This window comes from Thalassospira sp. MCCC 1A03138 (assembly GCF_002115785.1).
Classification (GTDB): domain Bacteria; phylum Pseudomonadota; class Alphaproteobacteria; order Rhodospirillales; family Thalassospiraceae; genus Thalassospira.
This window is the reverse complement of record NZ_JFJY01000002.1, coordinates 518889-545568: the sequence shown is the minus strand read 5'-3', so window position 1 is coordinate 545568 and position 26680 is coordinate 518889. Positions and strand designations below refer to the sequence as shown.

Below are 26680 nucleotides of genomic sequence, written 5' to 3'. Positions count from 1 at the left end.
TAAAGGCTTTGTCGCGCCAAACAGCACCAATCTTGCGCTTTTTGTCATCCGTTCAATCCGACCGGCTTCGCGCCAACGCCAAAAGCCCGGCAAGATCAAGACACGCTTCGACATGATCGGCCAGTTCATCGAGCGCTGCTTCAATCCCGGCCTCGAAATCGGTACTGCCATCACGCAACCGCCCGGCGAGCCCCGCCAGATAGGCCGACCGGAACGCATCACTGCCAAACAGACCATGCAAATAGCAGCCTGCAACACGACCGTTCACACTTTGCGCGCCATCCGCAATCCCACCTTCAAGACAAAGCCAGCTTCGGTCGCGATCCGGCCCGGCTGTCTCGCCCATATGGATTTCATAGCCACTGACCGGAATATTGGCCTCACCCCCGCCAAGTTCCGCCAGCCCGGCGGTTTGACGCAGCGTCTTGTCACCGCCCATCACGGTTTCAACGTCAAGCAATCCAAGCCCGGCTTCTGATCCCGCCGCACCGTCGATCCCTTCGGGATCATGGACCATGCGTCCCAGCATCTGATACCCGCCGCAAATGCCAATCACGTGACCGCCCCGGCGGTAATGCGCCAGAATGTCGATATCCCAACCCTGTTCTTTGAGGAAACGAAGGTCGGATGTGGTCGATTTGCTACCGGGCAAAAGCACAAGGTCGATATCGGCAGGAATAACCTCGCCCGGTTTAATGATCAGAAGTTCGACATCCGGCTCGGTCGCCAGCGGATCAAGGTCATCAAAATTCGCAATCCGCGGCAGATGCGGCACTGCAATCCTAATCAGTTTTCCACCCTTACCGGTCCGCACATAACGTCCGGCTTTTTCAAGCGCGACACCATCCTCGGCAGGCAGGCGATTGGCCCCATGCCAATATGTTGCGATACCGTAACTTTCAAGCCCCGTATGATCGCGGATGATCTGCAAGGCAGACTCGAACAGCGAGACATCACCGCGAAACTTGTTGATGATATAGCCACGCAGCCAGTGACGGTCCCCTTCGGACAGCAGGGCATGCGTGCCGACAATCGATGCGATTACCCCACCTCTATCAATGTCCCCCACCAGCACCACCGGGATTTTTGCCGCCTCGGCAAAGCCCATATTGGCAATATCAGCCGCGCGCAGATTAACCTCAGCCGGTGACCCTGCACCTTCGACAAGCACAAGATCGGCGTCCTGTGCCACCAGATCGAAGCTTTCAGTCACACGCGGCAGCAAATCGCGTTTCAGCCGGTAATAATCCCGCGCCTTCGCACTGGTCAGGACCTTGCCCTGCACCACGACCTGTGCGCCGATGTCACTTTGCGGTTTCAGCAGAACCGGGTTCATGTGGACCGATGTGGGCACCCCGCAAGCTCGTGCCTGCAACGCCTGTGCCCGGCCAATTTCACCGCCATCATCGGTCACGGCCGCATTGTTGGACATGTTTTGCGGCTTGAACGGACGCACCCGAAGCCCGCGCCGCGCAAATGCACGGCATAACCCGGCCACCAGCAAGGATTTACCCACATCCGAACCGGTACCTTGCAACATCAAAGCAGGAACAGGGCGCGCACTCATTCCGGTTTCAAAACCTTCCTGTATCTGGCTATCCACCGAAACGGCAGATCAGAACTCGACACCGATCTGTGCCTTAATACCCTGTTCGCGGAACGGATGTTTGATCATGGTCATCTCGGTCACAAGGTCCGCCGCCTCGATCAGGGTATCGGGCGCATTTCGGCCGGTCAGGACAACGTGCTGGTCGGGCAGTTTATCCGCCAACGCTGCCAGAACATCATCAAGCGGCAGGAAATCATAGCGCAGAACGATGTTGATCTCGTCAAGGATCACCATGGCAAAGCTTGGGTCGCGCATCATCTCAAGCGCCTTGTTCCAGGCTTCACGCGCCAGTGCAACATCCTGCGCCCGGTTCTGTGTTTCCCAGGTAAAGCCCGCGCCCATGGCGTGAAATTCGCAAAGATCGGGAAACTTCTTCAAAAGCTTTGCCTCGCCGGTTTCCCAACCACCTTTGATGAACTGCACAACGCCGACTTTCATGTCATGTCCGACACACCGCATCGCCATGCCAAATGCCGATGATGACTTGCCTTTGCCCTTGCCTGTATGAACGATGATCAGGCCCTTTTTGTCGATCTTCTGCGCCATCATCTTGTCGCGCGCGGCCTTGATCTTCTTCATTTTTTCATCATGGCGGGCATTCAGGTCGGTATCAGGCGTGTTGTTGTCGGTCATTGCTTCATCCCTTTGTATTTCTATCGGAACAATGCGGTGAAGCGCGCCCCCGATCAAGGACAGTTTTCGGGTTTCTGATCCAGTTCAAGATGCGCGACGACACCCTGAAAACCGTATTTTCGGGCTTCCGGGCAGAACCGGTCTGGATCGGTCCCTTCTTCGATATATTCGACCGCAAAAACCGGCTTTTTCATCTTTGCATAAGGTAAAAACGCATCCATGAAACCAAACCGAAATGATGATTCAAGCAGGGCAAAATCCATCCGGCCGACCAGTTCCGGAACCAGTTCGCCGGCATTCTTCTGCCCGATGGCAAGCCCGCGGGCATGCGCCTGCTCAATCAGCCATCCGACATAACGAAGCTGATCGGAACGTGTCAGGTCAAACCCGGTTTTTTTATTCGACCCATCCGCTTCGTAAGCATCGATATTATCCGGCTCGACACCCAGAAAACCCTTTTCCCGACACAGGTCAAACCGTGCCTCCATGATATGGGCGAATTGCTCGAACCGGCTGATATCAAGCCAGTTTTCGCCTTCCCAACCCCAATAGGGGTTGCCAATCACGTCTTTGGGGAATTCGGCATAATCGTCGTTCCAGTCCTCGACCGCGCCAACATTGATGTAGCAGATCGGGAAAATACCGGCTTCGCGCCATTCCTGAACCTGATTGGTCGTCGTTTCAAACAGATCGCTATCGGTTACGCGGATACTGCCGCCGATATCAATGTCGCCCTGCAACTGCCAATGCAACGGCCCGTTCGGGACCTTTGGCCAGTCATCCGCCGCCGCAATGCCGCTCCCCGCACCAAATTGCAAAACCAAAGCTGCAACGGCAAAAAACGCGCGCATCCATATACCCCCGGACAATCAATCTTGCGAGTTTGCCCGTCTGACAGGCTATAGACAACCACCCAAAAAGAAAGCGCGGCCGTTTCCAGCCGCGCTCTTGCACCCGTAACGGGTGCGGTCCCCCGGAACCCCACCGGGTTCGGTTCACTGACATGTCTGTTACGACTTCAACCTGATGACAATCCAAGATCGCCCGTCACCAGATCGGCCCATTTATCAGGTTCGCGCATGTCGGTATTACGCAATTCGGGGCGGCGCATCCGTGCCTTGTTGAACAATTGCAAACGGTCACCCGGTGACATCTGACGCAGGCGAAGCAATGCCTTGCGCACAGCATCATTCGGGGCATGAACCGGTTTCTGGAAACTTTTTTCGATCACTTCAAGCCGACGCTCAAGCCAGTTGCGTGTCGTAACAACATCCGCAATCAGTAATTTCAATTCGCGAACCACGGGAAAATGATTTAACGCCACATGGGCCCTTGAAATGGTTGCCCGCCAGATCTGACGCTCGACACCTTGAAGATAACGCCAGTAAATCCGCACCTTGGCATCGATTTCGATGGCTGTTTGATCTGGTCCCGGCAGATGGCGCGCCAGTTCGTCCAAGCCATCACGAAATTCTTCGATACTGACCGGTGCATGAACACCGTTAAACCGTTCACGCAGGTCAAGAACCGAACGGATCGCACCGCGGGCCGGGCGGTCATGACCCTGACCGTGCAAATCGGCGCGTAACCAGTCAGGAAGGTCGGCATCAGCAAGCAGGAAATCGACAATGTCTGCATGTCCGACATGAACCGGCAGAGGGGTCTGCAGATAGTCAGGCAAACGAACGTGTTTCGTTCTTTCCATAGTGGCCTCCTAACTCTATTGCCGATCCGTCTTTTGCGGTTATCGGCTCGATAGGTGTGCCCCGTCCCTCAACCAATTGATTAACACTTGGTTAAAAGAGATATGGTGCGAAATCGAAACGTTTCAACTCCCCGGTTTGTTCCGACTATTCATTTCAACGGTAAAATTCTCGTGATTCACGATGACGGCCAAGGCCCGGTTATGCCGTGCCATTCCCCATCAGATCGACTGATACGGAATTCCGGCGCGGCTGCCAAAGACCACGGTCAATCGCCTCGCGAAGGCGGTTGCGAATATCGCAAAACGCATCGGGATTGTGATCCCTGATGAATTCACGCACATCCGTATCGCCAAGATACGCATCATAAACCAGATCAAAATGATGATCGGCGACACACCGCGCCGTCGCGGCAAAGGCAAACAGGTAATCCACCGTCGCCGCCATCTCAAATGCGCCCTTATACCCATGGCGCATCACGCCTTTGATCCATTTCGGATTAACCACGCGGGCCCGGACAACACGGGCAATTTCTTCTTCCAAAGTTCGGATTTTCGGGCTTTCCGGACGGGAATGATCACTGTGATAGACCGTCGGCTGCCTGCCGGACAGATGCCGGACCGCCGATGTCATTCCGCCTTCGAACTGATAATAGTCATCGGAATCCAGCAAATCATGTTCGCGATTGTCCTGATTATGAACAATCGCGTCCACCCGCGACAGCCGCGTTTCAAACAGATCACGCGCCGCTTCGCCTTCTGCCCCGTTGCCATAGGCATAACTGCCCCACGCCAGATAGGCATCCGCCAGATCGGCCTCGTCTTCCCAAAGTTCTTCGTCGATCATCGCCTGCAACCCCGCGCCATAGGCGCCAGGTTTTGCGCCGAATACGCGAAATGCCGCCTGTTTCCGTGCCTGCTCGGGATTTGCCCCGGCGTCACACAGCTTTGCGGTTTCCGCTGCCACCCGAAATGCAATCGGGTTCATGTCCGGCGCTTCGTCCGCCTGTTCGGCCACCGCACGCACCGCGCTGTCAAACAGGTCAATCAAGCCGGGGAATGCATCGCGGAAAAACCCCGATATGCGCAACGTCACATCAACGCGCGGACGCCCCAACAGGGATATCGGCATGATCTCGAACCCGGTGACCCGACGCGATGCACTGTCCCAGGTTGGCCGTACCCCCATCAGGGCAAGCGCCTGGGCAATATCATCGCCTCCGGTGCGCATATTACTGGTGCCCCAAACCGAAAGACCAAGGGCCACGGGCCATTCACCATGATCCTGAACATGCCGTTCCAACAACAGTTCGGCTGATTTCCAGCCCAGTTGCCATGCCGCCGGGGTCGGAACCGTCCGTGTATCAACCGAATAGAAATTCCGCCCAGTCGGCAAGACGTCCGGGCGGCCGCGCGTTGGTGCACCCGATGGCCCCGGTTCGACAAACCTGCCTGCAAGACCGCGCAGCAATCCGGCAATCTCGGCATCGCCACAGGCTGTGACAGCTGGACGAATAGACGTTTCGATATCGGAAAGAACTTCGGTTGTCCGCTGCCATGCACTATCGGCGGCGACCAAGCCACGCACCAGATCGCGCGCTAGAAGCTCGATCCGTTCCACCGTATCACCGGTCGTTCGCCACGGACCAACATCATATCGCGCAAGGATTTCGGGCTTCAGGCCCGGCCAAAACTCGGCAAATGCACAATCAAGCGGATCAAAACCGGGATCACCAAGGATATCAGTCGCAAGGGCACGATGAAGTGACGCCTTTGGCCCCTCGCTTGCCCCGCGCGGCAATCTTGCCAGTGCGACCAGAAGGTCGGTCAAAAGATCGCCTTCCGGGGCTTTGCCAAAGATATGCAAACCATCGCGAATCTGAAGTTCCTTCAACTCGCACAGATAGTTATCAAGCTTGGCAAGCGCGCTTTCCTCATCCTCGTCCGGCTCAATCCCGCAGTCACGGTCAAGGCCGATGCGAATGGCAAGTTCAAGAATATCGCGCTTCAGGATCAGCAGTCGCCTTGGGTCAACCGCAGCCGCGTCATAATATTCATCGACCAGCGCCTCCAGATCCTTGAGCGGCCCGTAACTTTCCGCCCGCGTCAAAGGCGGTGTCAGATGATCAAGGATCACGGCGTGCGCACGGCGCTTGGCCTGTGTGCCTTCACCCGGATCATTAACGATAAAGGGATAGAAATGCGGCGTCGGGCCAAACACGGCCTCGGGGAAGCATTCTTCCGACAGCGCCAACGACTTGCCCGGCAACCATTCCATATTGCCATGTTTGCCGAAATGAATGACCGCATGTGCCCCGAAATGACGCCGCAACCAGATATAAAACGCGAAATAGTTATGCGGCGGCACCAGATCGGGCGAGTGATAGCTTTCAAGCGGATCAATATTGTATCCGCGCGCCGGTTGCAGTCCGACCACGACATTACCCATCGGCAGGATCGAAAGGGCAATTGCCGCCCGATCCGGCAGATAAAACGGATCGCTTTCCGGCTCACCCCAGGCATCTGTCACCTGCTGGCGAATGGGCGCGGGCAGGGCGGCAAATGCCGCGCGATAATCTGCAACCGGGATCGTCACCCGAACAATCCGATCAGCCAGCGACTTGAAATTATTGGTCGGCCCGGCCTTGACCGCCGCAATCAGCGCATCGCCATTTTCCGGCAGGTCATCAATCCTGTACCCGGCATCCTTCATCGCCCGCAGGGTTTCAATCATCCCGGCCGGCGTATCAAGCCCCACACCATTGCCAAGCCGCGCATCCTTGTTGGGGTAATTGGCCATGATCATCGCGACTTTGCGCATCGGGGCATCTGTTTTGCGCAATTTGACCCAATTGGCCGACAGTCCGGCAACAAAGGCAACGCGATCGCGCACCGGAATATATTTGACCAGATCAATCTGCGTCAGGGCATCCTTGCCCGCCGATCCCTTGAACGAGATGGCACGCGACAGGATACGTCCATCCACTTCCGGCAATGCGACATTCATCGCAATATCGCGCGCCGCAAGCCCGTTGACACCATCACGCCAGGACGCTTCACCACCGCCCGACAGCACAACCTGAAAAACCGGTGCGTCTACGCCGTCAAACGGTCCGCTCTGGCGTTCGACACCGGGCACCGCAAGGGAAAAACCGGTAGTGTTGAGGATCAGGACCGCTTTGGTCGCACCCAGCCATTCCTCGACCAAGGCAGCAGCGACAGGATCTTTCAGGCTGGCAACAAAAATTGGCAACGGGTTTAGTTTATTAGCCTGAAGTTCTTCAACCAGTGCATCAATTACATCCAGATTACCGGCCTGAATTAACGCACGGTAGAAGATTATCGGAACAACAGGATGATTTTGTTTCCAAATTTGTTCAATTTCTTCAAGGTTTACCGTTGTTTTTCCCGGCCAATACAAACCGGCCTTGACCAAGGATGCCGCCGGCTTCCAGTCCCAACTGACAGACGGGTTCAACTTTTCATATATAAGACGCAGTAAATGTTCAGCATTTCCCGGACCACCTTCGATCAGGTAACGCCAGATTTGCTGATACGTTGCACCCTTAACCGTCGATAGGGACAGAAGCTCCCCATCGGGTTGATCGTCACCGGGCAAAAGCACCAGCGGCACGTCATTGCGACGCGCCAGTTCGACCAGTTGTTCGATCCCGTATTCCCAATATCCTCGCCCGCCCAGAATGCGCAAGATGATGAATTTGGCCTCTGCCAGAACGTTGTCGACATAAAGATCGACCGACATATTGTGCCCCAGCTGCAAAAGGCTCGCCAATCGCAAGGAAGGGACGTCTTTGCCAAACACCGCATCCAGCCGTGCCTGCGCACCCGCCAGACAGGCAAGCTCGGACTCTGCCGCCGACAGGACAACGACATCGCCCGGGCTTTGCCCCAGATCGACGGCCTCGCTTCCATCGGTGACCAGTCCCGGCTGGGCGGCAAGTAGATGCATCGGGAACTTCCGTTTCTTTTCTCGGATATCAAGACCCTGATATCACCCGGCCTGCACATGCGCAGCCGGATGATCTCAGCGTCAAACATGACTGCGCCGCTAATCAGGACGCCTTGATTGCCGCTTCTATGGCATTGCGATCCAGACCATGCAGGCCAATCACCACCAGTTCCGACCGGCGTTTCTCGTTTGCCGCCCACGGACGGTCGAAATAACGCTGGAACCGTTCACCAACACCCTGAACGACCTGGCGCATCGGTTTGCCGGGAATATCAAGGAACCCCTTGATCCGAAGCACATCAAACTGACGCACAACATCAATCAAACGCTTCTCGAGTGCTGCGGCATCCTCAACATTATCAAGCGACACGACAAAGCTTTCAAAATCATCATGGTCATGTTCGTGACCATCGTCATGATGAGACGGACGACTATCAAGGTCGTCCTCTGCTGCCGCACCAAGGCCCAGCAAAACAGCATTTTCGACCTTTGAATGCGCAGTTGCGATAATCTTGACGGACGGGCGTTTCAGCTCGGCCCGGACATCCGCCTCGACCTTGGCAATTTCGGCATCCGTCAGCAAATCGGTCTTGTTCAGAACCACCATATCCGCGCAATGAAGCTGTTCTTCAAACAGCTCCTCAAGCGGGCTTTCATGATCAAGATTGTCGTCCGCCTCGCGCTGCGCCTGAACCGCGTGATGATCGTGGGCAAACAACCCGTCACGCAATGCTGCCCCGTCCAGAACCGCCACCACACCATCGACCGTCACCCGTGACCGGATTTCCGGCCAGTTAAACGCCTTGACCAACGGTTTTGGCAATGCCAGACCAGATGTTTCGATAACGATATGATCTGGTGGCGTTTCCCGGTCGATCAATCCTTTGATGGTTGGCAGAAAATCATCCGCCACCGTGCAGCAGATGCAGCCATTGGCCAGTTCGACAACATCTTCCTCCGCGCAGCCTGAAATGCCGCAACCATTAATAACCTCACGGTCGACCCCCAGATCACCAAACTCGTTGATGATCAATGCAATCCGCTTGCCCCCGGCATTTTCCAGCATATTGCGGATCATCGTGGTTTTGCCTGCACCAAGAAAACCGGTGATCACTGTTGCCGGAATTTTTCCAAGCTGTGCCATATTCAATTACCCTTAAATCTATGAATTCTGATCTATTTAACCGACATCGGAATGCCCGCAACCACAAGCGTCACCTGATCGGCAAGCTCGGCAATCCGTTGATGCAATCGTCCGGCATGATCGCCAAAGCTGCGCGCCATGGCATTTTCCGGCACAATCCCGAAACCAACCTCGTTCGAAACCAGAAGAACTGGGATATCCAGCCCCGGCAAAAGGTCGCAAAGCCGGTCAAACTCGGCCCCGATATCACGATCTTCCAGCATCAGATTGGTCAGCCAAAGCGTCAGGCAATCGACCAGCACCGGTTTGCTGCCGTCATGATTGCAGGCAGACAGGACAGCGCAAAGATCAAGCGGTTCCTCAATCGTTTGCCATATCTCGCCACGCGATGATTTGTGAAGTTCGATACGATTTGCCATTTCCTCGTCCCATGCACGACCGGTCGCGACATAAATACCGCCGCCTGCATGGTTGATCCGGTTTTCGGCAAACCGGCTTTTGCCCGATCTGGCACCGCCAAGGATCAGATGGATCCCGGCAAGCTGGCTGTTATCAGCCATATTCTGGGTCATACCCGCTTTCCTTCGCTTTGACCTCCCACCGAGGCCCGATTGCGTTACCCCATATCCTTACGAACAGGGATACCGATGGCTGGTTTCCTGGCTGCGGGCATGAAAGCAATCCGCCTTCCCGGCATGTTGCTTGTTCATCAACATTACCGGTGGCTGGTGACATCACATCACATCACCCGGATCACCCAACCCGTTACAGTTGCGGGGGCAGCACCGGCATCACACCGGTTTCCCATCACCAAACGGCAGCGCCGAACCTAACAGCTTTACCCCCACGACCAAAGCCCAAACTCCGACCTAGCCATAAGGTCAGTATTTGTAAGAATTGACTGCTTGTCGGCGGTTGTTCTTTAGGAGAACATAATTTTGTCACGGTGGATCAGAGCCGACAAAAGCCGCCCGCGTGACCGCCGGACATTACAAAACAAACAAAGTCCGGATGCCGAAACCGCAAAGGGTTTCGGAAAAACTTCTTGGGGTTAATTGGAAATTTGCTGACCAAATGGCAATTCATGAACAAATTCAACGAATTCGGAATCTGAAATCAACAACCTGGCAGACCGTATCACGTGAAGACATGTGGCGCGGGCTGCTGGATAGATTGAACTATAATGATCAATCCTTTCCCGAATTCCTGCAACATCATGCTGTAAATGGTGAAATATCATTGGCGCGTCGTGATGTTCGAAACATTTATGCCAGCCGTCCGACCTGTGGTGTTGTCGCGACCATCATTTGGTCGCACGCGCGTGGCATCCGCGTAAATGCGCTTTCGCTTCTGGTCCGTGACCTGACGAAACTCGTGGAATTGTTCGAAAATGACGATTTCGACGAAGATCAAATGTCACTGCTTCTGGGCCAGCCTGGGATATCCATCCCGACCGCCAGCAAAATGCTCTCAGCATGCGGCAAGAAATACAAAGGCAAACCGGCAGCCATCATTGACGACACGATCATTCAGGTTATCGAAGCACCGGAATTTGCATCCGACTTTACGGAAATCAACGAGCTTCGCGGCAAATCGCGCAGCCGGCCTATTCCCTACTACGAAGCCTATCTCGACGATGTCGCGACAATCTGCGGCAGATACGATGTATCTGCCGATATGGTAGATCGCTTTTTGTCGGAATATGCGCTTGTCGATGCGCAGGAAACCGATCAACGGAAATCCGCCTGAAAACCGATACCCTGTGGGGCTTGAATGACATGCCACACAGGGTATCGGCAGATGGGTAATGCACAGCCCCCTTTAATCAGTAACGCAAATTAACCCCGGTCACCCGCCAGCCCGGCTGATCGACGCCGGTTATATGTTCGATCCGTGTCACGCCAAGCGTATCGATATGAAATGATAAGGCCGCCTCAAGCGACAGACCAAGCGCATTGGCAAGGGCCGCGCGCACCGTCCCGCCGTGAATAACGGCCACAATATCGCGTCCGGCCCAATACCTTGTCAGCCGGTCAAATATTGGCCCAACCCGTTCGACAACGTCACTGAAACTTTCACCATTTGGAGGATGCTGGCGCGCAAAATCGGTCCAGAAACGGGTGGTTTCCCCTTTGGGCAGATCATTCCAGTGTTTCTTTTCCCATGCGCCAAAATGCTGTTCGGCAAAGCCGGTTTCACGCGTCGGAAGGATGTTTTCATCCATCAGCTCAAGAAGTTTAAGTGCGGTATCAAGCGTGCGCGAAAGGTGGCTCGTAATCCAGACCGCGTCGTTTGGCAAATGGCGTGACAGGGCACGCAATGCCTTTTCATCGGTAAGATCGACCGGCATGTCGCTTCGGCCATAGACAAGCCGTTCCGGGTTGAGAACCGGCGCATGGCGAACAAGCCACCAATGGGTTGTCACTGCTTTGTCCATTCTTCCCCCAAGGAAAAATGCGGTCGAAAAATACGACCTCGAATTTCGGCCCCGTTTTGAACGGCCCTTTTTATGATCTTATCATCAAGAAATCTGAAGTATCGCGATAAATGCAATGCCGACACATAGCTCGGAAACAATTTGGGTCATTCCCAGAACATCACCAGTATGGCCACCAATCTGATGCCGGGCAATCCATCCAACGACCGAGGCCCCGACCACCATGGCAATCAGGCACATGAACGTGGTCAATGCCCCCGCAACGATCACCACCAGAACCAGGGCAATGGCAATTCCCGCACTAACCATCCTGATGTCGGGTCGGTCAGCGCCTTTGCTAAGTCCATCTTCTCGCGCCGGGTCAAACACATAGGTCACAATCGGCATCGCCGCACGCGATAGTGTCGCCATCACAATCAGGATCGCGGCCATGCTGCCGCTTTCACCCGCTGCTCCCAGAACAGCAATACGCATAGCAAGGCATAGAACGAGTGCAACAACGCCATATGTCCCGATCCGGCTATCACGCATGATGTCAAGCTTGCGCTGACGATCAAATCCCCCGCCAAACCCATCGGCACAATCGGCAATGCCGTCCTCATGCATCGCCCCGGTCAATAGGATCAGCGTAAAGGTTGCGACAATGGCGGCAACCATGACATTGCCGGTCAGAATCTCAATGACATAGGCAGGAATAATCGCAATCCCGGCCATAAACAGCCCAACCAGCGGCCAGCACCAAACCGATCTCGCCATTGCCTGCGGACTGAAATCGCACGAAATGAAAACCGGCACACGGCTTAGCAGGGCAAGAGCCCGCCAAAAATCGCCAAGCATGCCCGTGGCGGGTGCTTCCGGCTCAGTTTGGGGCTCTCGCTGTTTGGCATCAACTTGATCATCATCAAGGCTTTGCGAATTCATTCCGGTTTGATTATGATCATTGTTCACGGGTGTTTTCCGATATTCGATCTGGCATTTTGCACGCAATCAGACTAATCATGGGCGCGACAGAAGCCAAGCAGAAGACGCTTTGCATCCTTGTCCGCCAGCCGGAGATTTTCCATGTTCGATCCCAAGCACCCCCCCCAATGTCTTGATGAAATCCGCACCCTGATGGCCCAATTGCCCGGTGTCGATGCAGAGGCTCAGGCAGCCGTAAGTACGCGCGAGCCACAATTGACCAAGCCCGCAGGCGCGCTCGGCAGGATGGAAGATATCAGCCTTTGGCTGGCCGGGTGGCAAGGAAATTCACGACCGAACATGACACGCCCGCGTGTCACGGTCTTTGCCGGAAGCCACGGCGTCTGTGCACAGGGCGTGTCGGCATTCCCGACCGAGGTCAACCAGCAGATGGTTGAAAACTTCATCAATGGCGGAGCAGCAATCAACCAGATCTGCAAAACCGTTGACGCCGAATTGCGCGTGATGGAAGTCGCTCTCGAAATCCCGACCAACGATTTCTCCCAAGAGCCCGCCATGGATGATGAAGGCTGTGCCGAAGCAATGGCCTTTGGCATGAGCGCGATCGAAAAGGGGATTGACCTTTTTGTGCCCGGCGAAATGGGGATTGGCAACACCACCTCGGCGGCTGCCATCGCCTATGCCCTGTTTGGCGGTGAAGCCGCCGACTGGACCGGACGCGGCACCGGCATCGATGATGAAACGCTTAAACGCAAAACACGCGTGGTCGGGGATGCCATCATCCTGCACAAAAATCAGTTCCATGATGCATTCGACGTTCTGCGCTGTGTCGGCGGACGCGAAATTGCCGCGATGGCCGGTGCCATTCTGGCCGCGCGTTACCAACGGGTACCGGTTCTTCTTGATGGATATGTTTCCTGTGCAGCCGCGGCAATCCTTGGCACTATTCGCAGCGATGCCCTTGACCATTGTCTGGTCGGACATGTTTCGGCCGAACCGGGCCATAAACGACTGATCGAAAAGCTTGGAAAACAGGCGCTTCTCGATTTTGGCATGCGCCTTGGCGAAGGATCGGGTGCAGCCCTTGCCATTCCGCTATTGCGGGCATCGGCGGAATGCCACAACGGCATGGCAACCTTTGCCAAGGCTGGTATCACAAGCCGCGACGCGTAATCGTTTTGATTTCGGAATTAAAAAGGTACCAGCCGTTTGCTGGCGTTATTTTTTGGTGCGCTCGCTTAGCAGATGCTCGACATGGCGACCCTGGAACATGGTGATATTGATCGAATGACCAAATTTGATCGCCCGTTCGTCATCGCAGCGACACATGATCACGCGCGTATCGCCTGATTGCGCCACAGCTTCGCGCATGGCGTTGCCGTGCTCTTCGTCCAGATTTTCCATTTCCGGGTCCCAGATCATCTTGATCATATCGACGCCAAGCTTGTTGCGATTGATATAGGGCAGCGAAAGATGGCTGATCCCGTCAATACAAATCCGGTAACCACGATCGCGGCAGAAATCACGCGCAAAGAAGAATGCGCCAAGATCGGCAAAGATATCGATCTTTTGCAGTTCAAGCACGATGGTTCCGCGCTGACCTGCCTTGACGTTGCTGTCAAATGTCAGGAAATCCGGTGACAGCAGAGTCGAAACATTCAGATTGATACTGACCGAACCGGTCACCGATGCATCATTGCTTCGCGTCAGCAACGACAACATGCGACGATCAAGAATTTCCGTCAGATGCTGAAACAACCAGCGATTGGACAAAACATTGACATCGGGCAGCAGTGTTTGCTGCAAATCCTTGATCGAAATGAACAATTCGTGAAAAACCGGCGTCGGGTTCGCATCACCGACAACCGCACAAATCGCCTGCCTGCGCATCAGGTTCGAAAGATCGGCCCTACGCAATGCTTCGTCAATACGCCCCAGTATTTTGGGTGTCAGCGGTGCACGATCATCTTCAAGCATCGGGCTGTCGTTGTGACGCTCGGCCGCCTTGCTGACCTGACGCGGACGGTTGGCGTTTGAGCGCACAAGCGTTTGTGTCAGATGCAGGAAATCCTTGTATTGCTGGGCGACATCGAAATAGTCGGCAAAGGTCGCAGGCGCGCCGCTTTCATCCTTGCCGTCACTGATCAACGGATCATCATTGAAAAGGAATTTGAGCCGGAAGATGACTGCATTGACCTCGTCAATCTCGGCCGCATCAAAGATGAAAATCAGATCCTGATTGGACAGCGTGAAAATACGCCCGGTCACATCAGGAACGATTTCTTCGAATGACGCAATTGCCGTGCGGATATGATGATCGCGCCGGTTGAACGGCAGCAGCTTTGAAAAATGCACATGAACCGCCCCCACGCCATCCTTGCGACGTTCAAGACGCCGCACATAATCGACCAGAAAGGCTTCGGGTGAGGGTAACGTGCTTTCAGACATACAGGATGACCAGATTTTCCAATGTGCAACGCGCGGCGAAAGTCCCGATTGAAATACAATAGTTCGCGGGCCGTTAACAGCTTATGTATTTATCATTGTGACAAATTGAAACCAAACCCGAAAATCAGTCATTTCCTGACGTTCCGATATTTGCCGAAAACAGCACTTTTAAAAACGATAAGTCATGGCAATGGATCATCCAAGCTGCTAGTTTCAGGCCGATTTCATCAGCCTCGAACATTCCAGAGATCAAAACATGGATATCAATGCCTTCTTCGATGCCGAATTTGACGAGCATCTTGATCTGGTCGATAAAACCCGCGAAGCCACGCGTGCGCCTTTTGCCGAACTGGTATCAATCTGCACCAACTCACTGAACGAAGGCAACAAGTTGCTGTTCTTTGGCAATGGTGGATCGGCCGCCGACGCACAGCATATCGCAACCGAATTCACGGTTCGTTACATCAATGACCGGCGTGCCCTGCCGGCCATTGCCCTGACAACCGATAGCTCGGCACTGACCGCAATCGGCAATGATTTCGGGTTTGATTATCTGTTTTCCCGTCAGATCGAAGCACTGGGTAGGCCAGGTGATGTCGCAATTGGCATTTCGACATCGGGCAACAGCAAAAACGTCAATCTCGGCCTTGAAAAGGCCCGCGAAATGGGCCTGGTCGCAACCGGCTGGACCGGTAAAACCGGTGGCGCCATGGTTGATCTGTGTGATCCGTTGATGATCGTGCCAAGCAACACCACCGCCCGTATTCAGGAAATGCATATACAGCTCGGGCAAATGCTTGTTGGCGCACTCGAACATACCCTTGGCCTGACCAAGGCCTGATCCGAACCACTTTCGACTTAACGAACAGAAGACGATACGCACATGACCGATCTCAGCCATCTGGCCCAACTGGTTGAACAACTGCCCAACGCCAAGGTGCTTTGCATCGGCGATGTGATGCTTGACCGGTTTGTCTATGGCTCGGTCACACGCATCTCACCCGAGGCACCGATCCCGATCATCCGGGTCGAACGCGAAAGTGCAATGCTGGGTGGTGCGGGCAACGTTGCCCGCAATGCGACGGCCCTTGGCGCATCGGTTCGTTTTCTTTCCCTCGTCGGTGATGATCTTCCGGGCCGGGAGGTGATGGAATATGTCGCCAATGACAAGGGTGTCGAACCCTATATCCAGATTGAACGCAACCGCCCGACAACGATCAAAACTCGCTATATCGCGGGCGGACAGCAATTGTTGCGATCTGACAACGAAACTACCGCAATGCTTGCCGCCCCAACCATCAGCAACCTGTCTGCCTTGGCTGCACAACTGGCACCCGATGTCAGTGCCATTATCCTCTCCGATTATGGTAAGGGCGTTTTGCACGGTGACGTTGTCACCGCAACCATTGCCGCCGCCCGCAAGGCCGGAAAACCGGTGATTGTCGATCCCAAGGGTACAGATTACAGCATCTATCGCGGTGCGACAGTCGTCACCCCAAACCGAGCCGAAGCCCAGGCCGCAACCGGCATCGACATTCAAAGTGATGAGGATGCAATTGCCGCAGCCACCAAAATCATCACCGAATGCGGTATTGAAAACGTCCTTCTGACCCGAAGCCAGGATGGCATGACGCTTGTCACCAGCAAAGGTGAGGCAACCCACCTTCCGACCGAAGCGCGCGAAGTGTTTGATGTATCGGGGGCCGGTGACACGGTCGTTGCCTGTCTTGCATCCGCCATTGCAGGTGGAGCTTCGCTTTCAGATGCCGCGCGCATCGCCAATGTTGCCGCTGGCATCGTGGTTGGCAAAATCGGCACCGCCGTTGTTTATCCGGACGAGCTGGTTTCTGTCCTGCATCATCATGACCTGATGATCGGCGAAGCCAAACTGATGCCACTTGACCGCATGGTGGACCGTGTCGAACGCTGGCGCCGCAAAGGCTACAAAGTCGGCTTTACAAACGGTTGTTTTGATCTGCTGCATCCGGGCCATCTGAGCCTCCTGCAACAGGCGCGATCCAATTGTGACCGGCTGATTGTCGGGCTTAATTCCGATGCGTCGGTCAAACGCCTCAAGGGCGAAGCGCGCCCCGTGCAATCCGAGGCCGCCCGTGCTGCTGTCCTTGGATCGCTTGAAACCATCAGTGGTGTGGTGATTTTCGGCGAGGATACCCCGATCACGGTGATCGAGGCCCTGAAACCCGATATTCTGGTCAAGGGTGCCGATTACACCATCGACAAGGTTGTCGGTGCGGATATCGTTCAGGGCTATGGCGGCAAGGTTGTTCTAGCCAATCTCGCCGATGGCTTCTCGACGACATCGACCATTGCGCGCATCAATCAGGGCAAAGACTAGACCAGCCCGACCCAGATCATCTTTAACACCACCGGCCACGCCGCGTTCAGAATACAGGACGTTGTGTAAAGTTTTAGCGCACGGTCGATGTCGCTGGCATCCGCATCCCGCCTGCCATCACCGATATAGGGGTCTTCGACCAGTTCCGCGCCATATTGGCGCGGCCCGGCAAGCGACAGGTCAAGCGCCCCGGCAAAGGCTGCTTCCTGCCATCCGGCATTGGGCGATTTGTGTTTTGACGCATCGCGCAGCATGACTTTCCAGGCATGCGCGCCGGAAGTTTTGCGGCCCACCAAAGCGGCAAGGCAGATTACCCCACCGGCAATCCGTGCAGGGACAAAGTTCACAACATCATCAAGGCGTGCCGCGAACTTGCCGAAGTAAAGATATCGGTCACTGCGATGGCCGATCATGGAATCAAGCGTATTGATCGCCTTATAGGCACAAAGCCCGATCGGCCCGCCCAGCACGTACCAGAACAGCGGCGCTACCACCCCGTCCGAAAAGTTTTCCGCACAGCTTTCAATCGCCGCCCGGCTGACCCCGGCCTCGTCAAGTGATTGCGGATCGCGTCCGACAATCATCGAAACCGTTGCCCGTCCGCCTGCAAGGCCATCGCGCTTTAACGCGACCGAGACGTCTTTGACATGCTGATAAAGCCCCTTTTGCGCAATCAGGATGGCAAGCAGTAGAATATCGGCAAACCGGAAAACATCGCCAAATGACGATATCATCTGGATCACGCCGCCAAACGACGCAGCACAGGCAATCACCGCCAGACTGGTGAGGCTTCCGCGTAAAAAGCGATCACTGTTACCATATCGCGGTTTGTTCAGGCGTTTTTCAAACCACGCAATCAGGTTGCCAATCCAGACCACCGGATGCGGCACCCGCCCGAACAGCCACGGGAAATCACCAAAAACGGCATCAAGCACCAGCGCCAGTACCAGCACGGTGAAAAGCGGGCCCATGAAACCGGGCACGGGGATCAAAAATTCTAGGATCGTGGTTTCCATTGCGGCAATGTGCGTCGCGTGCACATGCTCGTCAATCATCATCCGGCATTACACGGACAAATTGCCAAACAAACAGCACGATTTGCCAATCGGTACGGGCTTTGGTAAAAGTATTTCATACTTTTTGTTTTTTCTTCATACCGCACTCCAATATCCAGATCAGGAGACCTCAAACCTGTTACTTACCCCTTCCATCATTCCGGGTAGCAAGATTTGTGACCACAACATCTGCAATCGCCCGTAAAACAAACCACAACAGTTTGTATTTTCTATCCGACGCACCCTTGCGACGATTATCCAATCAGCTGTGGCTTGCATTCCGCAGGCCAATCGGTGAAAACGGGGGTGGCATCGGGTACCGTGGCGGTTTGTGACCGTCATGCACCAAAACACGAGAGAGACAAAGGAGCAGCCTTTTATGTCCCCCAAAGGCGCCGTAATGATTTGCGGACACGGTTCGCGTGATGAGCGCGCTGTTTCACAGTTCAACGCCATGGTTGAAACAATGAAGCAGACCCATCTGGCCGATTATGATGTCGAAAGCGGCTTTCTCGAATTTGCGCACCCGATCCTGCGCGATGGCTTTGAAAAACTCAAAGCTATGGGCCACAAAAAGATTTATGCCCTGCCGGGCATGTTGTTTGCCGCCGGTCACGTAAAAAATGACCTGCCAAGCGAAGTGAACAATTTCGCCCATGAAAACCCGGATATCGACGTTAAATTCGGACGTGATCTGGCGATTGACCCGAAACTTCTGCGCGCCAGTGCTGATCGCATCGAAGAAGCCCTTGCAAGCGCTGATGACGGCATCTCGCGCAAGGATACGCTTTTGATGGTCGTCGGGCGTGGCACCAATGACCCCGATGCCAATTCAAACGTCTATAAGGTCGCACGCATGTTACAGGAAGGGCTTGGTTTCGGTCGTACCGAAATCAGCTATTCCGGCGTTGCGCATCCGCGCGTCAATGCCGGCCTGCGAGAAGCCATGAAGCTTGGCTACAAGCGTGTGGTGGTCTTCCCGTATTTCCTGTTTGCAGGCATTCTGATCGACCGGATTTACACCCACACCGACGAAGTCGCCGCCGAATTCCCCGATGTTGAATTCGTCAAGGCGGAATATCTGCGCGACCATCCGCTGGTGCTTGAAAGCTTTGCCGAACGTCTGGCCGAGATCGATACCGGCGACAACAACATGAACTGCCAGCTTTGCAAATATCGCGAACAGATCATTGGATATGAAGACGACGTTGCAACACCTCAGGTCGGGCATCATCATCATGTGATGGGGATTGGTACCGACGGACATAGTCACGGCCACAACCATGGTCACGGACACCATCATGATCATTCTCATGGGCATTCCCACGGTCATTCTCATGGCCACAACCATGACCATGATCACGGTCACAGCCACGACCATAGCCACGAAACCAATAAAGCGACCGGTTCCTGACCGGTCGCCCTTCGTTCCCTGCGAAAGGCGCGGCGATGTTCGACTATCTGCGAGACCCGCAGGAAATCTATCGGCAAAGCTTTGCAACCATCGAAGCAGAAGCCGATCTCGCCCGCTTTCCCGAAGAATTGCGGCCGGTTGCCGTGCGGATCATCCATGCCTGTGGCATGGTTGAAATTGCAGATAAAATTGCATTTGGCGACAATGTCGCACCTGCTTCAATCGGATCGCTGCAAAAGGGAAGGCCAATCCTTTGTGATGCGGAAATGGTCCGGCACGGGATCATTTCCCGCCTGTTGCCCGCCGATAATCCGGTCCTTTGCACCTTGAATGCAGATGGCAATGCTGAACGCGCAGGCAAACTTGGCACCACACGGTCTGCCGCTGCCATCGAAGACTGGGTTGATCATATCGATGGTGCAATAATTGCCATCGGCAATGCGCCAACCGCGCTTTTTCACCTTCTCGAAGCCCTGATTTCGAACCGTCTGGCGAAACCTGCACTGATCATCGGCATGCCGGTGGGCTTCGTCGGGGCCGAGGAAAGCAAGGAAGCCCTGATGGCCCATGCTGGTGACATTCCGTTCGTCACGTTGCGCGGCCGGTTTGGCGGCAGTGCGGTTACCGCGGCAACGCTCAACGCATTGGCGCGGCTTGCATCGCCGGGGCAAACACCGGATGGCACGACCGCAAACCCCACCGACCCTGACAAGGGGGACGGCAAATGAACGAACAGTCGCCCCTGAACGGCAAAATCACCGTGATTGGCATTGGTGAAGATGGATATGACGGACTAAGTGCGATTGCGCGTCAGATACTTGAAACCGCCAGCGTGATTTTTGGCGGCAAACGCCATATCGCCATGCTGCCCGGATCAAATATTGCCATCCAGAACAGCTGGATTACCCCGTTCGAAGCCAATATGCCCCTGATCGAGGATTGCCTTGATAAGAACCCGGTCATTCTCGCCAGTGGCGACCCGATGTTTTTTGGTGTCGGCAGTACACTGGTTAATTATTTCGGTTCCAGATCAATTACCGTAATCCCGCACCCGTCCAGCATCAGTCTGGCCGCCGCCCGCATGGGCTGGGCGCTTGCCGAATGCGATGTGATCACGTTGCACGGGCGAGACCCGGAAATCCTGCGATCGCACCTGCGTCCGCGCGGTAAACTGATCGCGCTTAGTGCCGATGGCAGTACCCCGGCACTGGTTGCGGTCATGCTGTGCGAAGCCGGCTACGATCAAAGCCATATGACGATTTGCGAACGGCTGGGCGGCACGCAGGAACGCATCACCACCCAAACCGCCCAAACATGGCAGTCCACGGCAACCTCAATGCCCGATATCAAACCGGTTGATCCGTTAAACCTGATCATGATTGATCTGGTGGCCGGTCCCAAAAGCCGCGTTCTGGGCAATGGGGCCGGTCTTCCCGATGATGCCTTCATCCATGACGGGATGATCACCAAATCCGAAATTCGTGCCCAAACCTTGTCATCCCTTGCCCCGTGGCGCGATGCCATGCTTTGGGATCTGGGGGCGGGATGCGGTTCGGTTTCAATCGAATGGATGCGCGCCGGGGGGCAGGCCATCGCCATAGAACGCGATGCAAATCGCTGCGACCTGATCGCAAAAAATGCCATCCGCCTTGGTACACCCGATCTGATGATCCGCCAAAAGGGGATCGAGGATGTGATTGCCTTCGCCGATCAACTCCCGACACCTGATGCGATTTTTGTCGGCGGCGGCATTACGACGCCCGGTCTGATGGATCGGTGCTGGGATATCCTGCCGATGCATGGGCGGCTGGCGGCCAATACGGTCACGCTGGAAGGCGAAGAAGAATTATTACGGTTTTACAATAAAAACGGTGGCACCCTGTCTCGCCTGTCGGTTTCACGGCTGGTTCCACGCGGCAGTTTCAGGGGCTGGAGCAACCTTGCCCCCGTCACCCACTATGTCGGAGTAAAAGCATGAGCGACGCGGCCACAACACCCGCCAGCGCATTACCCGTGGCGGGTACGGCCTATGGCCTTGGCATCGGGCCGGGCGAACCCGACCTGATCACGCTCAAAGCCTATAACATCCTGCAAAAGGCGGATGTGATTGCCTATCCCGCCCTCGAAGACGGTGCCAGTCTGGCCCGCCAGATCGTCGCGCCGCATGTCCCCGATGGCCGGATCGAGATCGCCATCCGCATTACCATGGGCCAGTCCGCCGACCCGATCTATGACGCCGCCGCCCTTGAAATCGGAGAACATCTGAAAGCCGGAAAAAGTGTTGCCGTCCTGTGCGAAGGCGATCCGTTCTTCTATGGCAGCTTCATGTATCTGTTCGGCCGTCTGGCCGAGGCCGGCCACCCGGTTCAAACCGTGCCGGGTGTCAGTTCGATGATGGCCTGTGCTGCCGAGCTTGGCGCACCACTTGCCGCCAGAAACGACGTGTTGCAGGTCATTCCTGGCCCCTTGTCCGAAGAACGCCTGCGCGCGCAACTTGGCGATACCGATGCCGCCGCCATCATCAAACTTGGCCGCCACTTCGCCAAGGTCCGCAAGGTGATCGGAGAACTTGGCCTAACCGGCCGGGCGCGCTATATCGAACGCGCGACGCTTGAAACCCAGAAAATGGTCCCGCTTGGGGACCTTCCGGAAGATACCATAGCACCCTATTTCTCGATGATCCTGATCCACCGTCGCGGAGACGCATGGCGATGACGCCCCCGAATATCCCCACCGCCAGCAATACCAACCCGATCCTGCCGACGGACCCGATTGCGCCGATTGCGGTCATCTGTCTGACGCAACGTGCCCTTGCCACCGCCAAACGCATTGCCGCAAACCTGCAGGGTGCATCGGTTCACGGCCTGCGCACACGCGTTTCGATAAGCGATGTCGATGTCGCGTTCGATGATACCATTACACATCTGCAACAAACATTTTCGGCCGATCATGTGATTATCGGTGTTTGCGCATCAGGCATTCTGATCCGCGCACTGGCACCGCTTCTGGCCGGTAAATGGCAGGATGCTGCCGTCATCGCCGTCGACGAAGCCGGCAGCACTTTTATCCCGCTTCTGGGCGGCCATCACGGCGGCAATCGGCTGGCCCGCGATCTCGCCGAACGGCTGGGCGGGCAGGCGGCGATCACCACACCCGGCGATGCGATGCTGGGACTGGCCCTTGATGAGCCGCCGGTCGGCTGGCATCTTGCTAATCCGCAGGCCGCCAAACCGGCCACTGCCGCCCTTCTGGCCGGTGAAACCGCCCGGTTCGAGATCGAGGCAGGATCGGCCGCCTGGCTAACCAACAGCAATATCGAACGCAGCGACACTGGCAAGGTCGTCATTCGCACCACCGCCAAGGCGATGGAAACGAATAGCGACGACAGGAACAATCACGAGATTGTCTATCATCCACCGGTCCTGGCGCTTGGCGTCGGATGCGAACGCCATTGCGAACCGGACGAACTGATAAAACTCGCAACCGAAACCGTTGCCGCAAATGGCCTGAGTGCGCAAAGCGTTGCCTGCGTTACATCCATCGATCTCAAGGCCGATGAGGCCGCTGTTCACGCACTGGCCGATCATCTGGGCGTCCCGGCACGCTTTTATGACGCTGCAACGCTGGAAGCCGAAGCTCCCCGCCTTGCCAATCCGTCCGACATTGTCTTTGCCGAAACCGGCTGCCACGGCGTTGCCGAGGGTGCGGCACTTGCCATGATTGGCAAGGACGGCACCCTGATCGTTTCGAAACAGAAATCAAAACGGGCCACGTGTGCCATCGGGCTTGCGAGCAATGACATTGATCCGCTGCAATCCGGCCATCCGCAGGGACGTCTGTCGATTGTCGGCATCGGCCCTGGACAGCCCGGCTGGCGCAGCCCCGAAGCCAGCAGCCTGATTGCGCGTGCGACCGATGTTGTCGGTTATCAGATGTATCTTGATCTTCTGGGGCCCCTGATTGATGGAAAATCCTGCCATCATTCCGATCTGGGCGCCGAAGAAGCCCGTGCACGACACGCGCTTGAACTCGCCGCCACCGGCAGGGACGTCGCCCTGATCGGATCTGGCGATGCCGGGATTTATGCGCTGGCGACGCTTGTGTTTGAATTGCTTGATCGCGAAGATCGTTCTGATTGGAACCGGGTTGCCGTACAGGTATCGCCGGGCATTTCCGCCCTTCAGGCGGCCGCATCAAGGATCGGTGCGCCACTGGGCCATGATTTCTGCGCGATATCGCTTTCTGACCTTCTGACCCCGCGTGAAGATATCCTGCGCCGCCTCAAGGCCGCGGGCGAGGGTGATTTTGTCATTGCCTTCTATAACCCGGTATCCAAACGCCGCCGTGATCTTCTGGCACAGGCGCGTGATATCCTGCTCGAATACCGCGGGCCGGAAACGCCGGTTGTTTTGGGTCGGCAGCTTGGTCGCCCTGACGAGCAAATCACGGTCGTTCCGCTTTCGAAACTTGAAGTCGACAGGGTCGATATGCTGACCACCGTTCTGGTCGGATCGAGTAACAGCCGCCATATCACACGTGGTGAAAACAGCTGGGTCTATACCCCGCGCGGCTATGCCAAAAAGGGGCCGGACGCAGCCAACGCACCCGTCCACAGCCTCGATAACTCCAAGAATGACCCCAAAAACGATAAGGCAAACTGATGACCGTTCATTTTATCGGTGCCGGTCCCGGCGCCCCCGATCTGATCACCGTTCGCGGGCTTAAGCTGATCGAAAAATGCCCGGTCTGTCTCTATGCCGGGTCGCTCGTGCCCGAGGAAATCGTTAAGTCCGCCCCCGAAGGGGCACGCGTGATTGATACCGCGCCAATGAACCTTGATGAAATCTTGGCCGAAATTGAAAGGGCCCACGCCGCAGGGCAGGATGTCGCACGCGTGCATTCCGGCGATCCGTCAATTTATGGCGCGATTGCCGAACAGATCCGCAGGCTTGATGATCTTGGCATCCCCTATGACATCACGCCGGGCGTTTCGGCCTATGCCGCCACCGCTGCCGAACTGGGGGCGGAGCTGACGTTGCCCGATATTTCGCAAACCGTGATCCTGACGCGCACTGCCATGCGGTCATCCGCCATGCCTGACGGCGAAAGTCTGGCCGAACTTGGCCGTTCGCGGGCGACACTTGCGGTGCATCTGTCGGTCAATAATCTGGTCAATGTTGTCCGTGATCTGGTGCCGCATTACGGCGAGGATTGCCCGGTGGTGGTTGCTTATCGCGTCACCTGGCCAGATCAGCAATTCATCCACGGCACGCTTGGCGATATCCGCGCCAAGGTCAAAGGCAGCGGCATCACACGGACCACCCTGATCATGGTGGGCGAGGTCTTTGGGCGTAAGGATTTCACCGATTCCCGCCTGTATGCCGCCGATCACACCCATGTCTTGCGGCCGGCAAAACCGTAACCGAACTGTAAAGCGCCCGTTTTTTACGCAATCAACAAAACACGCCAGTTCAATTTTTCATCAAACCCTTATTTTGCCGAAAAAAGAATCATTTCAACCGTGAACATGCTTGACCGCCCCTTGCGACACCGCCTTTAATCAAAGGATAAGCAAGGGGAGTGTGCATGTTCAACGAAATGATGATGAACGATGAAGTACGCGAACCTTATCGCGCACTGGTTGACTGGATGGAGGCCAGCGGGCCCGAGACCCTCCAGCAGAAGCGACTTGAGGCAGAAACACTCTTTCGCAAAATCGGCATCACCTTCGCGGTCTATGGCGAAGGTGGCGATCCGGAACGGCTGATTCCGTTCGATCTTATTCCACGCATTTTCACCGCCACGGAATGGCGCAAGCTTGAACGCGGCGTCAAGCAGCGCGCACGCGCGCTCAACACCTTCCTTTACGATGTCTATCACAACGCCGAAATCATCAAGGCCGGGATTATCCCCGCCGATCTGGTGTTTAAAAACGCCGCGTTTGAACCGGCCGTGATCGGCATTGATCCGCCGCGGAAGGTTTACAGTCACATTGTCGGGGTTGATGTCGTGCGCGTCGGGCCGGATGATTTCTATGTGCTGGAAGATAACTGCCGCACCCCGTCGGGCGTGTCTTACATGCTCGAAAACCGCGAAATCATGATGCGGATGTTCCCGGAACTGTTTTCGAAATTACGAATCGAACCGGTCGAAAGCTATCCGGACATGCTCCATAAGACGCTCAAAAGCATTGCTCCCAAACGGTGTGATCGCGAACCCAATATCGTGGTCCTGACACCGGGTGCGATGAACAGCGCCTATTACGAACATTCCTTCCTTGCCGACCAGATGGGTGTTGAACTTGTCGAAGGGCAGGATTTGTTCGTTTCCGAAGGCCGCGTCTATATGCGCACAACGCGCGGGCCCGCCCGGGTTGATGTGATCTATCGCCGGATTGATGATGCCTTTATCGATCCACTCTGTTTCCGACCCGATTCCGTGCTGGGCGTTCCCGGACTGATGAATGTCTATCGATCAGGCGGGGTTGCCATCTGCTCGGCCCCCGGCGCTGGTGTCGCCGATGACAAGGCGATCTATACCTATGTCCCGGACATGATCCGGTTCTACCTTGGGCAGGAACCGATCCTGAACAATGTCCCGACATGGAAATGTGCAAATCCCGATGATCTGAATTATGTGCTGGAAAATCTTGGTGAACTGGTCGTCAAGGAAGTCCACGGTTCGGGCGGGTACGGCATGCTGGTTGGACCAGCTTCCACCAAGGAAGAACAGGCCACCTACGCCGAACGCATCAAGGCCGATCCGGGCGATTTCATTGCCCAGCCAACTCTTGCCCTTTCCGCCTGTCCGACCTTCGTTGAAAGTGGCATCGCCCCACGCCATGTCGATTTCCGGCCCTTCTGCCTTGTCGGCGATGACATTCGCCTGACCCCAGGCGGTTTGACCCGTGTCGCCATGCGCGAAGGGTCACTTGTCGTGAACTCGTCGCAGGGCGGCGGGGTCAAGGACACATGGATCATGGCTGATTAGG

The 26680-nt window shown here is 55.6% G+C and carries 22 protein-coding genes and 1 riboswitch; of the genes, 11 read left to right on the top strand and 11 right to left on the bottom strand.

Annotated features, from left to right (window positions below; genetic code table 11):
• Positions 1-52: 52 nt before the first annotated feature.
• The 7 genes from TH468_RS07365 to cobU all read right to left on the bottom strand — a co-directional run bounded on the left by TH468_RS07365 (position 53) and on the right by cobU (position 9630).
• Positions 53-1567, bottom strand: coding sequence for a cobyric acid synthase (locus TH468_RS07365; RefSeq protein WP_085642867.1), 1515 nt, complete (start codon positions 1565-1567; stop codon positions 53-55).
• Positions 1568-1615: 48 nt separating this feature from the next.
• A complete protein-coding gene (gene cobO / locus TH468_RS07360) occupies positions 1616-2242 on the bottom strand; it encodes a cob(I)yrinic acid a,c-diamide adenosyltransferase (protein WP_062949813.1) in 627 nt (208 codons plus the stop codon).
• Positions 2243-2295: 53 nt separating this feature from the next.
• Complete coding sequence (locus TH468_RS07355) at positions 2296-3093, bottom strand: endo alpha-1,4 polygalactosaminidase (protein ID WP_085642866.1); 798 nt, start codon at positions 3091-3093, stop codon at positions 2296-2298.
• Positions 3094-3260: 167 nt separating this feature from the next.
• Complete coding sequence (locus TH468_RS07350) at positions 3261-3947, bottom strand: hypothetical protein (RefSeq protein WP_085642865.1); 687 nt, start codon at positions 3945-3947, stop codon at positions 3261-3263.
• Between the two features lie 199 nt (positions 3948-4146).
• On the bottom strand, positions 4147-7914 hold the full coding sequence (gene cobN / locus TH468_RS07345; RefSeq protein ID WP_085642864.1) for a cobaltochelatase subunit CobN: 3768 nt from the start codon (positions 7912-7914) through the stop codon (positions 4147-4149).
• Between the two features lie 103 nt (positions 7915-8017).
• The gene (gene cobW / locus TH468_RS07340; RefSeq protein WP_085642863.1) at positions 8018-9058 is read right to left on the bottom strand and encodes a cobalamin biosynthesis protein CobW; all 1041 of its coding nucleotides are present in this window, start codon (positions 9056-9058) and stop codon (positions 8018-8020) included.
• Positions 9059-9090: 32 nt separating this feature from the next.
• Positions 9091-9630, bottom strand: a complete 540-nt coding sequence (gene cobU, locus TH468_RS07335; protein ID WP_210402226.1) for a bifunctional adenosylcobinamide kinase/adenosylcobinamide-phosphate guanylyltransferase — start codon at positions 9628-9630, stop codon at positions 9091-9093.
• Positions 9631-9689: 59 nt separating this feature from the next.
• Positions 9690-9898: riboswitch (cobalamin riboswitch) on the bottom strand.
• Between the two features lie 333 nt (positions 9899-10231).
• Here cobU and TH468_RS07330 point away from each other — a divergent pair.
• Positions 10232-10807, top strand: a complete 576-nt coding sequence (locus TH468_RS07330; RefSeq protein ID WP_246832247.1) for a hypothetical protein — start codon at positions 10232-10234, stop codon at positions 10805-10807.
• Positions 10808-10883: 76 nt separating this feature from the next.
• Here the strand turns inward: TH468_RS07330 and TH468_RS07325 are convergent, their stop codons facing one another.
• Together TH468_RS07325 and cobS are read right to left on the bottom strand one after the other, a co-directional pair.
• Positions 10884-11495, bottom strand: coding sequence for a histidine phosphatase family protein (locus TH468_RS07325; protein ID WP_085642861.1), 612 nt, complete (start codon positions 11493-11495; stop codon positions 10884-10886).
• A gap of 84 nt (positions 11496-11579) precedes the next feature.
• Positions 11580-12443: an adenosylcobinamide-GDP ribazoletransferase gene (cobS, locus tag TH468_RS07320; RefSeq protein ID WP_085643047.1), complete on the bottom strand. Its 864-nt coding sequence runs from the start codon at positions 12441-12443 to the stop codon at positions 11580-11582.
• 114 nt (positions 12444-12557) lie between these two features.
• Between cobS and cobT the strand changes: the two genes are divergently transcribed.
• Positions 12558-13589 carry a nicotinate-nucleotide--dimethylbenzimidazole phosphoribosyltransferase gene (gene cobT / locus TH468_RS07315; RefSeq protein ID WP_085642860.1) on the top strand — a complete coding sequence of 344 codons (1032 nt, stop codon included), beginning with the start codon at positions 12558-12560 and terminating at the stop codon, positions 13587-13589.
• Positions 13590-13634: 45 nt separating this feature from the next.
• Here cobT and TH468_RS07310 read toward each other — a convergent pair whose 3' ends face one another.
• Complete coding sequence (locus TH468_RS07310; protein ID WP_085642859.1) at positions 13635-14864, bottom strand: hypothetical protein; 1230 nt, start codon at positions 14862-14864, stop codon at positions 13635-13637.
• Between the two features lie 256 nt (positions 14865-15120).
• On the opposite strand from TH468_RS07310, the gene TH468_RS07305 reads away from it, so the two are divergent.
• Together TH468_RS07305 and rfaE1 are read left to right on the top strand one after the other, a co-directional pair.
• Positions 15121-15705: a D-sedoheptulose 7-phosphate isomerase gene (locus TH468_RS07305; protein ID WP_085642858.1), complete on the top strand. Its 585-nt coding sequence runs from the start codon at positions 15121-15123 to the stop codon at positions 15703-15705.
• A gap of 42 nt (positions 15706-15747) precedes the next feature.
• Positions 15748-17220 (top strand): D-glycero-beta-D-manno-heptose-7-phosphate kinase, encoded by a 1473-nt coding sequence (gene rfaE1 / locus TH468_RS07300; protein WP_085642857.1) that lies wholly within the window; start codon positions 15748-15750, stop codon positions 17218-17220.
• Here the strand turns inward: rfaE1 and cbiB are convergent.
• Positions 17217-18236, bottom strand: a complete 1020-nt coding sequence (cbiB, locus tag TH468_RS07295) for an adenosylcobinamide-phosphate synthase CbiB (protein ID WP_246832246.1) — start codon at positions 18234-18236, stop codon at positions 17217-17219. The genes rfaE1 and cbiB overlap by 4 nt on opposite strands.
• A gap of 418 nt (positions 18237-18654) precedes the next feature.
• On the opposite strand from cbiB, the gene TH468_RS07290 reads away from it, so the two are divergent.
• The 7 genes from TH468_RS07290 (at position 18655) to TH468_RS07260 (ending at position 26679) form a co-directional block, all read left to right on the top strand.
• Positions 18655-19689, top strand: coding sequence for a sirohydrochlorin chelatase (locus tag TH468_RS07290; RefSeq protein ID WP_085642856.1), 1035 nt, complete (start codon positions 18655-18657; stop codon positions 19687-19689).
• Between the two features lie 35 nt (positions 19690-19724).
• The gene (locus TH468_RS07285) at positions 19725-20417 is read left to right on the top strand and encodes a precorrin-8X methylmutase (RefSeq protein ID WP_085642855.1); all 693 of its coding nucleotides are present in this window, start codon (positions 19725-19727) and stop codon (positions 20415-20417) included.
• Positions 20414-21667, top strand: a complete 1254-nt coding sequence (gene cbiE, locus TH468_RS07280) for a precorrin-6y C5,15-methyltransferase (decarboxylating) subunit CbiE (protein ID WP_085642854.1) — start codon at positions 20414-20416, stop codon at positions 21665-21667. The genes TH468_RS07285 and cbiE overlap by 4 nt, the downstream gene beginning before the upstream one ends.
• Positions 21664-22404 carry a precorrin-2 C(20)-methyltransferase gene (cobI, locus tag TH468_RS07275; RefSeq protein ID WP_085642853.1) on the top strand — a complete coding sequence of 247 codons (741 nt, stop codon included), beginning with the start codon at positions 21664-21666 and terminating at the stop codon, positions 22402-22404. Before cbiE ends, cobI begins: the two co-directional genes overlap by 4 nt.
• On the top strand, positions 22395-24350 hold the full coding sequence (cobJ, locus tag TH468_RS07270) for a precorrin-3B C(17)-methyltransferase (RefSeq protein ID WP_085642852.1): 1956 nt from the start codon (positions 22395-22397) through the stop codon (positions 24348-24350). The genes cobI and cobJ overlap by 10 nt, the downstream gene beginning before the upstream one ends.
• Entirely contained in the window at positions 24350-25111 is a 762-nt protein-coding gene (gene cobM / locus TH468_RS07265) for a precorrin-4 C(11)-methyltransferase (protein WP_085642851.1), read from the top strand. Before cobJ ends, cobM begins: the two co-directional genes overlap by 1 nt.
• A 164-nt stretch (positions 25112-25275) precedes the next feature.
• Positions 25276-26679 (top strand): circularly permuted type 2 ATP-grasp protein, encoded by a 1404-nt coding sequence (locus TH468_RS07260; RefSeq protein ID WP_085642850.1) that lies wholly within the window; start codon positions 25276-25278, stop codon positions 26677-26679.
• Position 26680: the final 1 nt, after the last annotated feature.

Excerpts from the sequence above, each read along its gene's own strand:
- TH468_RS07365 (WP_085642867.1), bottom strand. The coding sequence starts at position 1,567 with ATGAGTGCGCGCCCTGTTCCTGCTTTGATGTTGCAAGGTACCGGTTCG.
- cobO (WP_062949813.1), bottom strand. The coding sequence starts at position 2,242 with ATGACCGACAACAACACGCCTGATACCGACCTGAATGCCCGCCATGAT.
- TH468_RS07355 (WP_085642866.1), bottom strand. The coding sequence starts at position 3,093 with ATGCGCGCGTTTTTTGCCGTTGCAGCTTTGGTTTTGCAATTTGGTGCG.
- TH468_RS07350 (WP_085642865.1), bottom strand. The coding sequence starts at position 3,947 with ATGGAAAGAACGAAACACGTTCGTTTGCCTGACTATCTGCAGACCCCT.
- cobN (WP_085642864.1), bottom strand. The coding sequence starts at position 7,914 with ATGCATCTACTTGCCGCCCAGCCGGGACTGGTCACCGATGGAAGCGAG.
- cobW (WP_085642863.1), bottom strand. The coding sequence starts at position 9,058 with ATGGCACAGCTTGGAAAAATTCCGGCAACAGTGATCACCGGTTTTCTT.
- cobU (WP_210402226.1), bottom strand. The coding sequence starts at position 9,630 with ATGACCCAGAATATGGCTGATAACAGCCAGCTTGCCGGGATCCATCTG.
- TH468_RS07325 (WP_085642861.1), bottom strand. The coding sequence starts at position 11,495 with ATGGACAAAGCAGTGACAACCCATTGGTGGCTTGTTCGCCATGCGCCG.
- cobT (WP_085642860.1), top strand. The coding sequence starts at position 12,558 with ATGTTCGATCCCAAGCACCCCCCCCAATGTCTTGATGAAATCCGCACC.
- TH468_RS07310 (WP_085642859.1), bottom strand. The coding sequence starts at position 14,864 with ATGTCTGAAAGCACGTTACCCTCACCCGAAGCCTTTCTGGTCGATTAT.
- TH468_RS07305 (WP_085642858.1), top strand. The coding sequence starts at position 15,121 with ATGGATATCAATGCCTTCTTCGATGCCGAATTTGACGAGCATCTTGAT.
- rfaE1 (WP_085642857.1), top strand. The coding sequence starts at position 15,748 with ATGACCGATCTCAGCCATCTGGCCCAACTGGTTGAACAACTGCCCAAC.
- cbiB (WP_246832246.1), bottom strand. The coding sequence starts at position 18,236 with ATGGAAACCACGATCCTAGAATTTTTGATCCCCGTGCCCGGTTTCATG.
- TH468_RS07290 (WP_085642856.1), top strand. The coding sequence starts at position 18,655 with ATGTCCCCCAAAGGCGCCGTAATGATTTGCGGACACGGTTCGCGTGAT.
- TH468_RS07285 (WP_085642855.1), top strand. The coding sequence starts at position 19,725 with ATGTTCGACTATCTGCGAGACCCGCAGGAAATCTATCGGCAAAGCTTT.
- cbiE (WP_085642854.1), top strand. The coding sequence starts at position 20,414 with ATGAACGAACAGTCGCCCCTGAACGGCAAAATCACCGTGATTGGCATT.
- cobI (WP_085642853.1), top strand. The coding sequence starts at position 21,664 with ATGAGCGACGCGGCCACAACACCCGCCAGCGCATTACCCGTGGCGGGT.
- cobJ (WP_085642852.1), top strand. The coding sequence starts at position 22,395 with ATGGCGATGACGCCCCCGAATATCCCCACCGCCAGCAATACCAACCCG.
- cobM (WP_085642851.1), top strand. The coding sequence starts at position 24,350 with ATGACCGTTCATTTTATCGGTGCCGGTCCCGGCGCCCCCGATCTGATC.
- TH468_RS07260 (WP_085642850.1), top strand. The coding sequence starts at position 25,276 with ATGTTCAACGAAATGATGATGAACGATGAAGTACGCGAACCTTATCGC.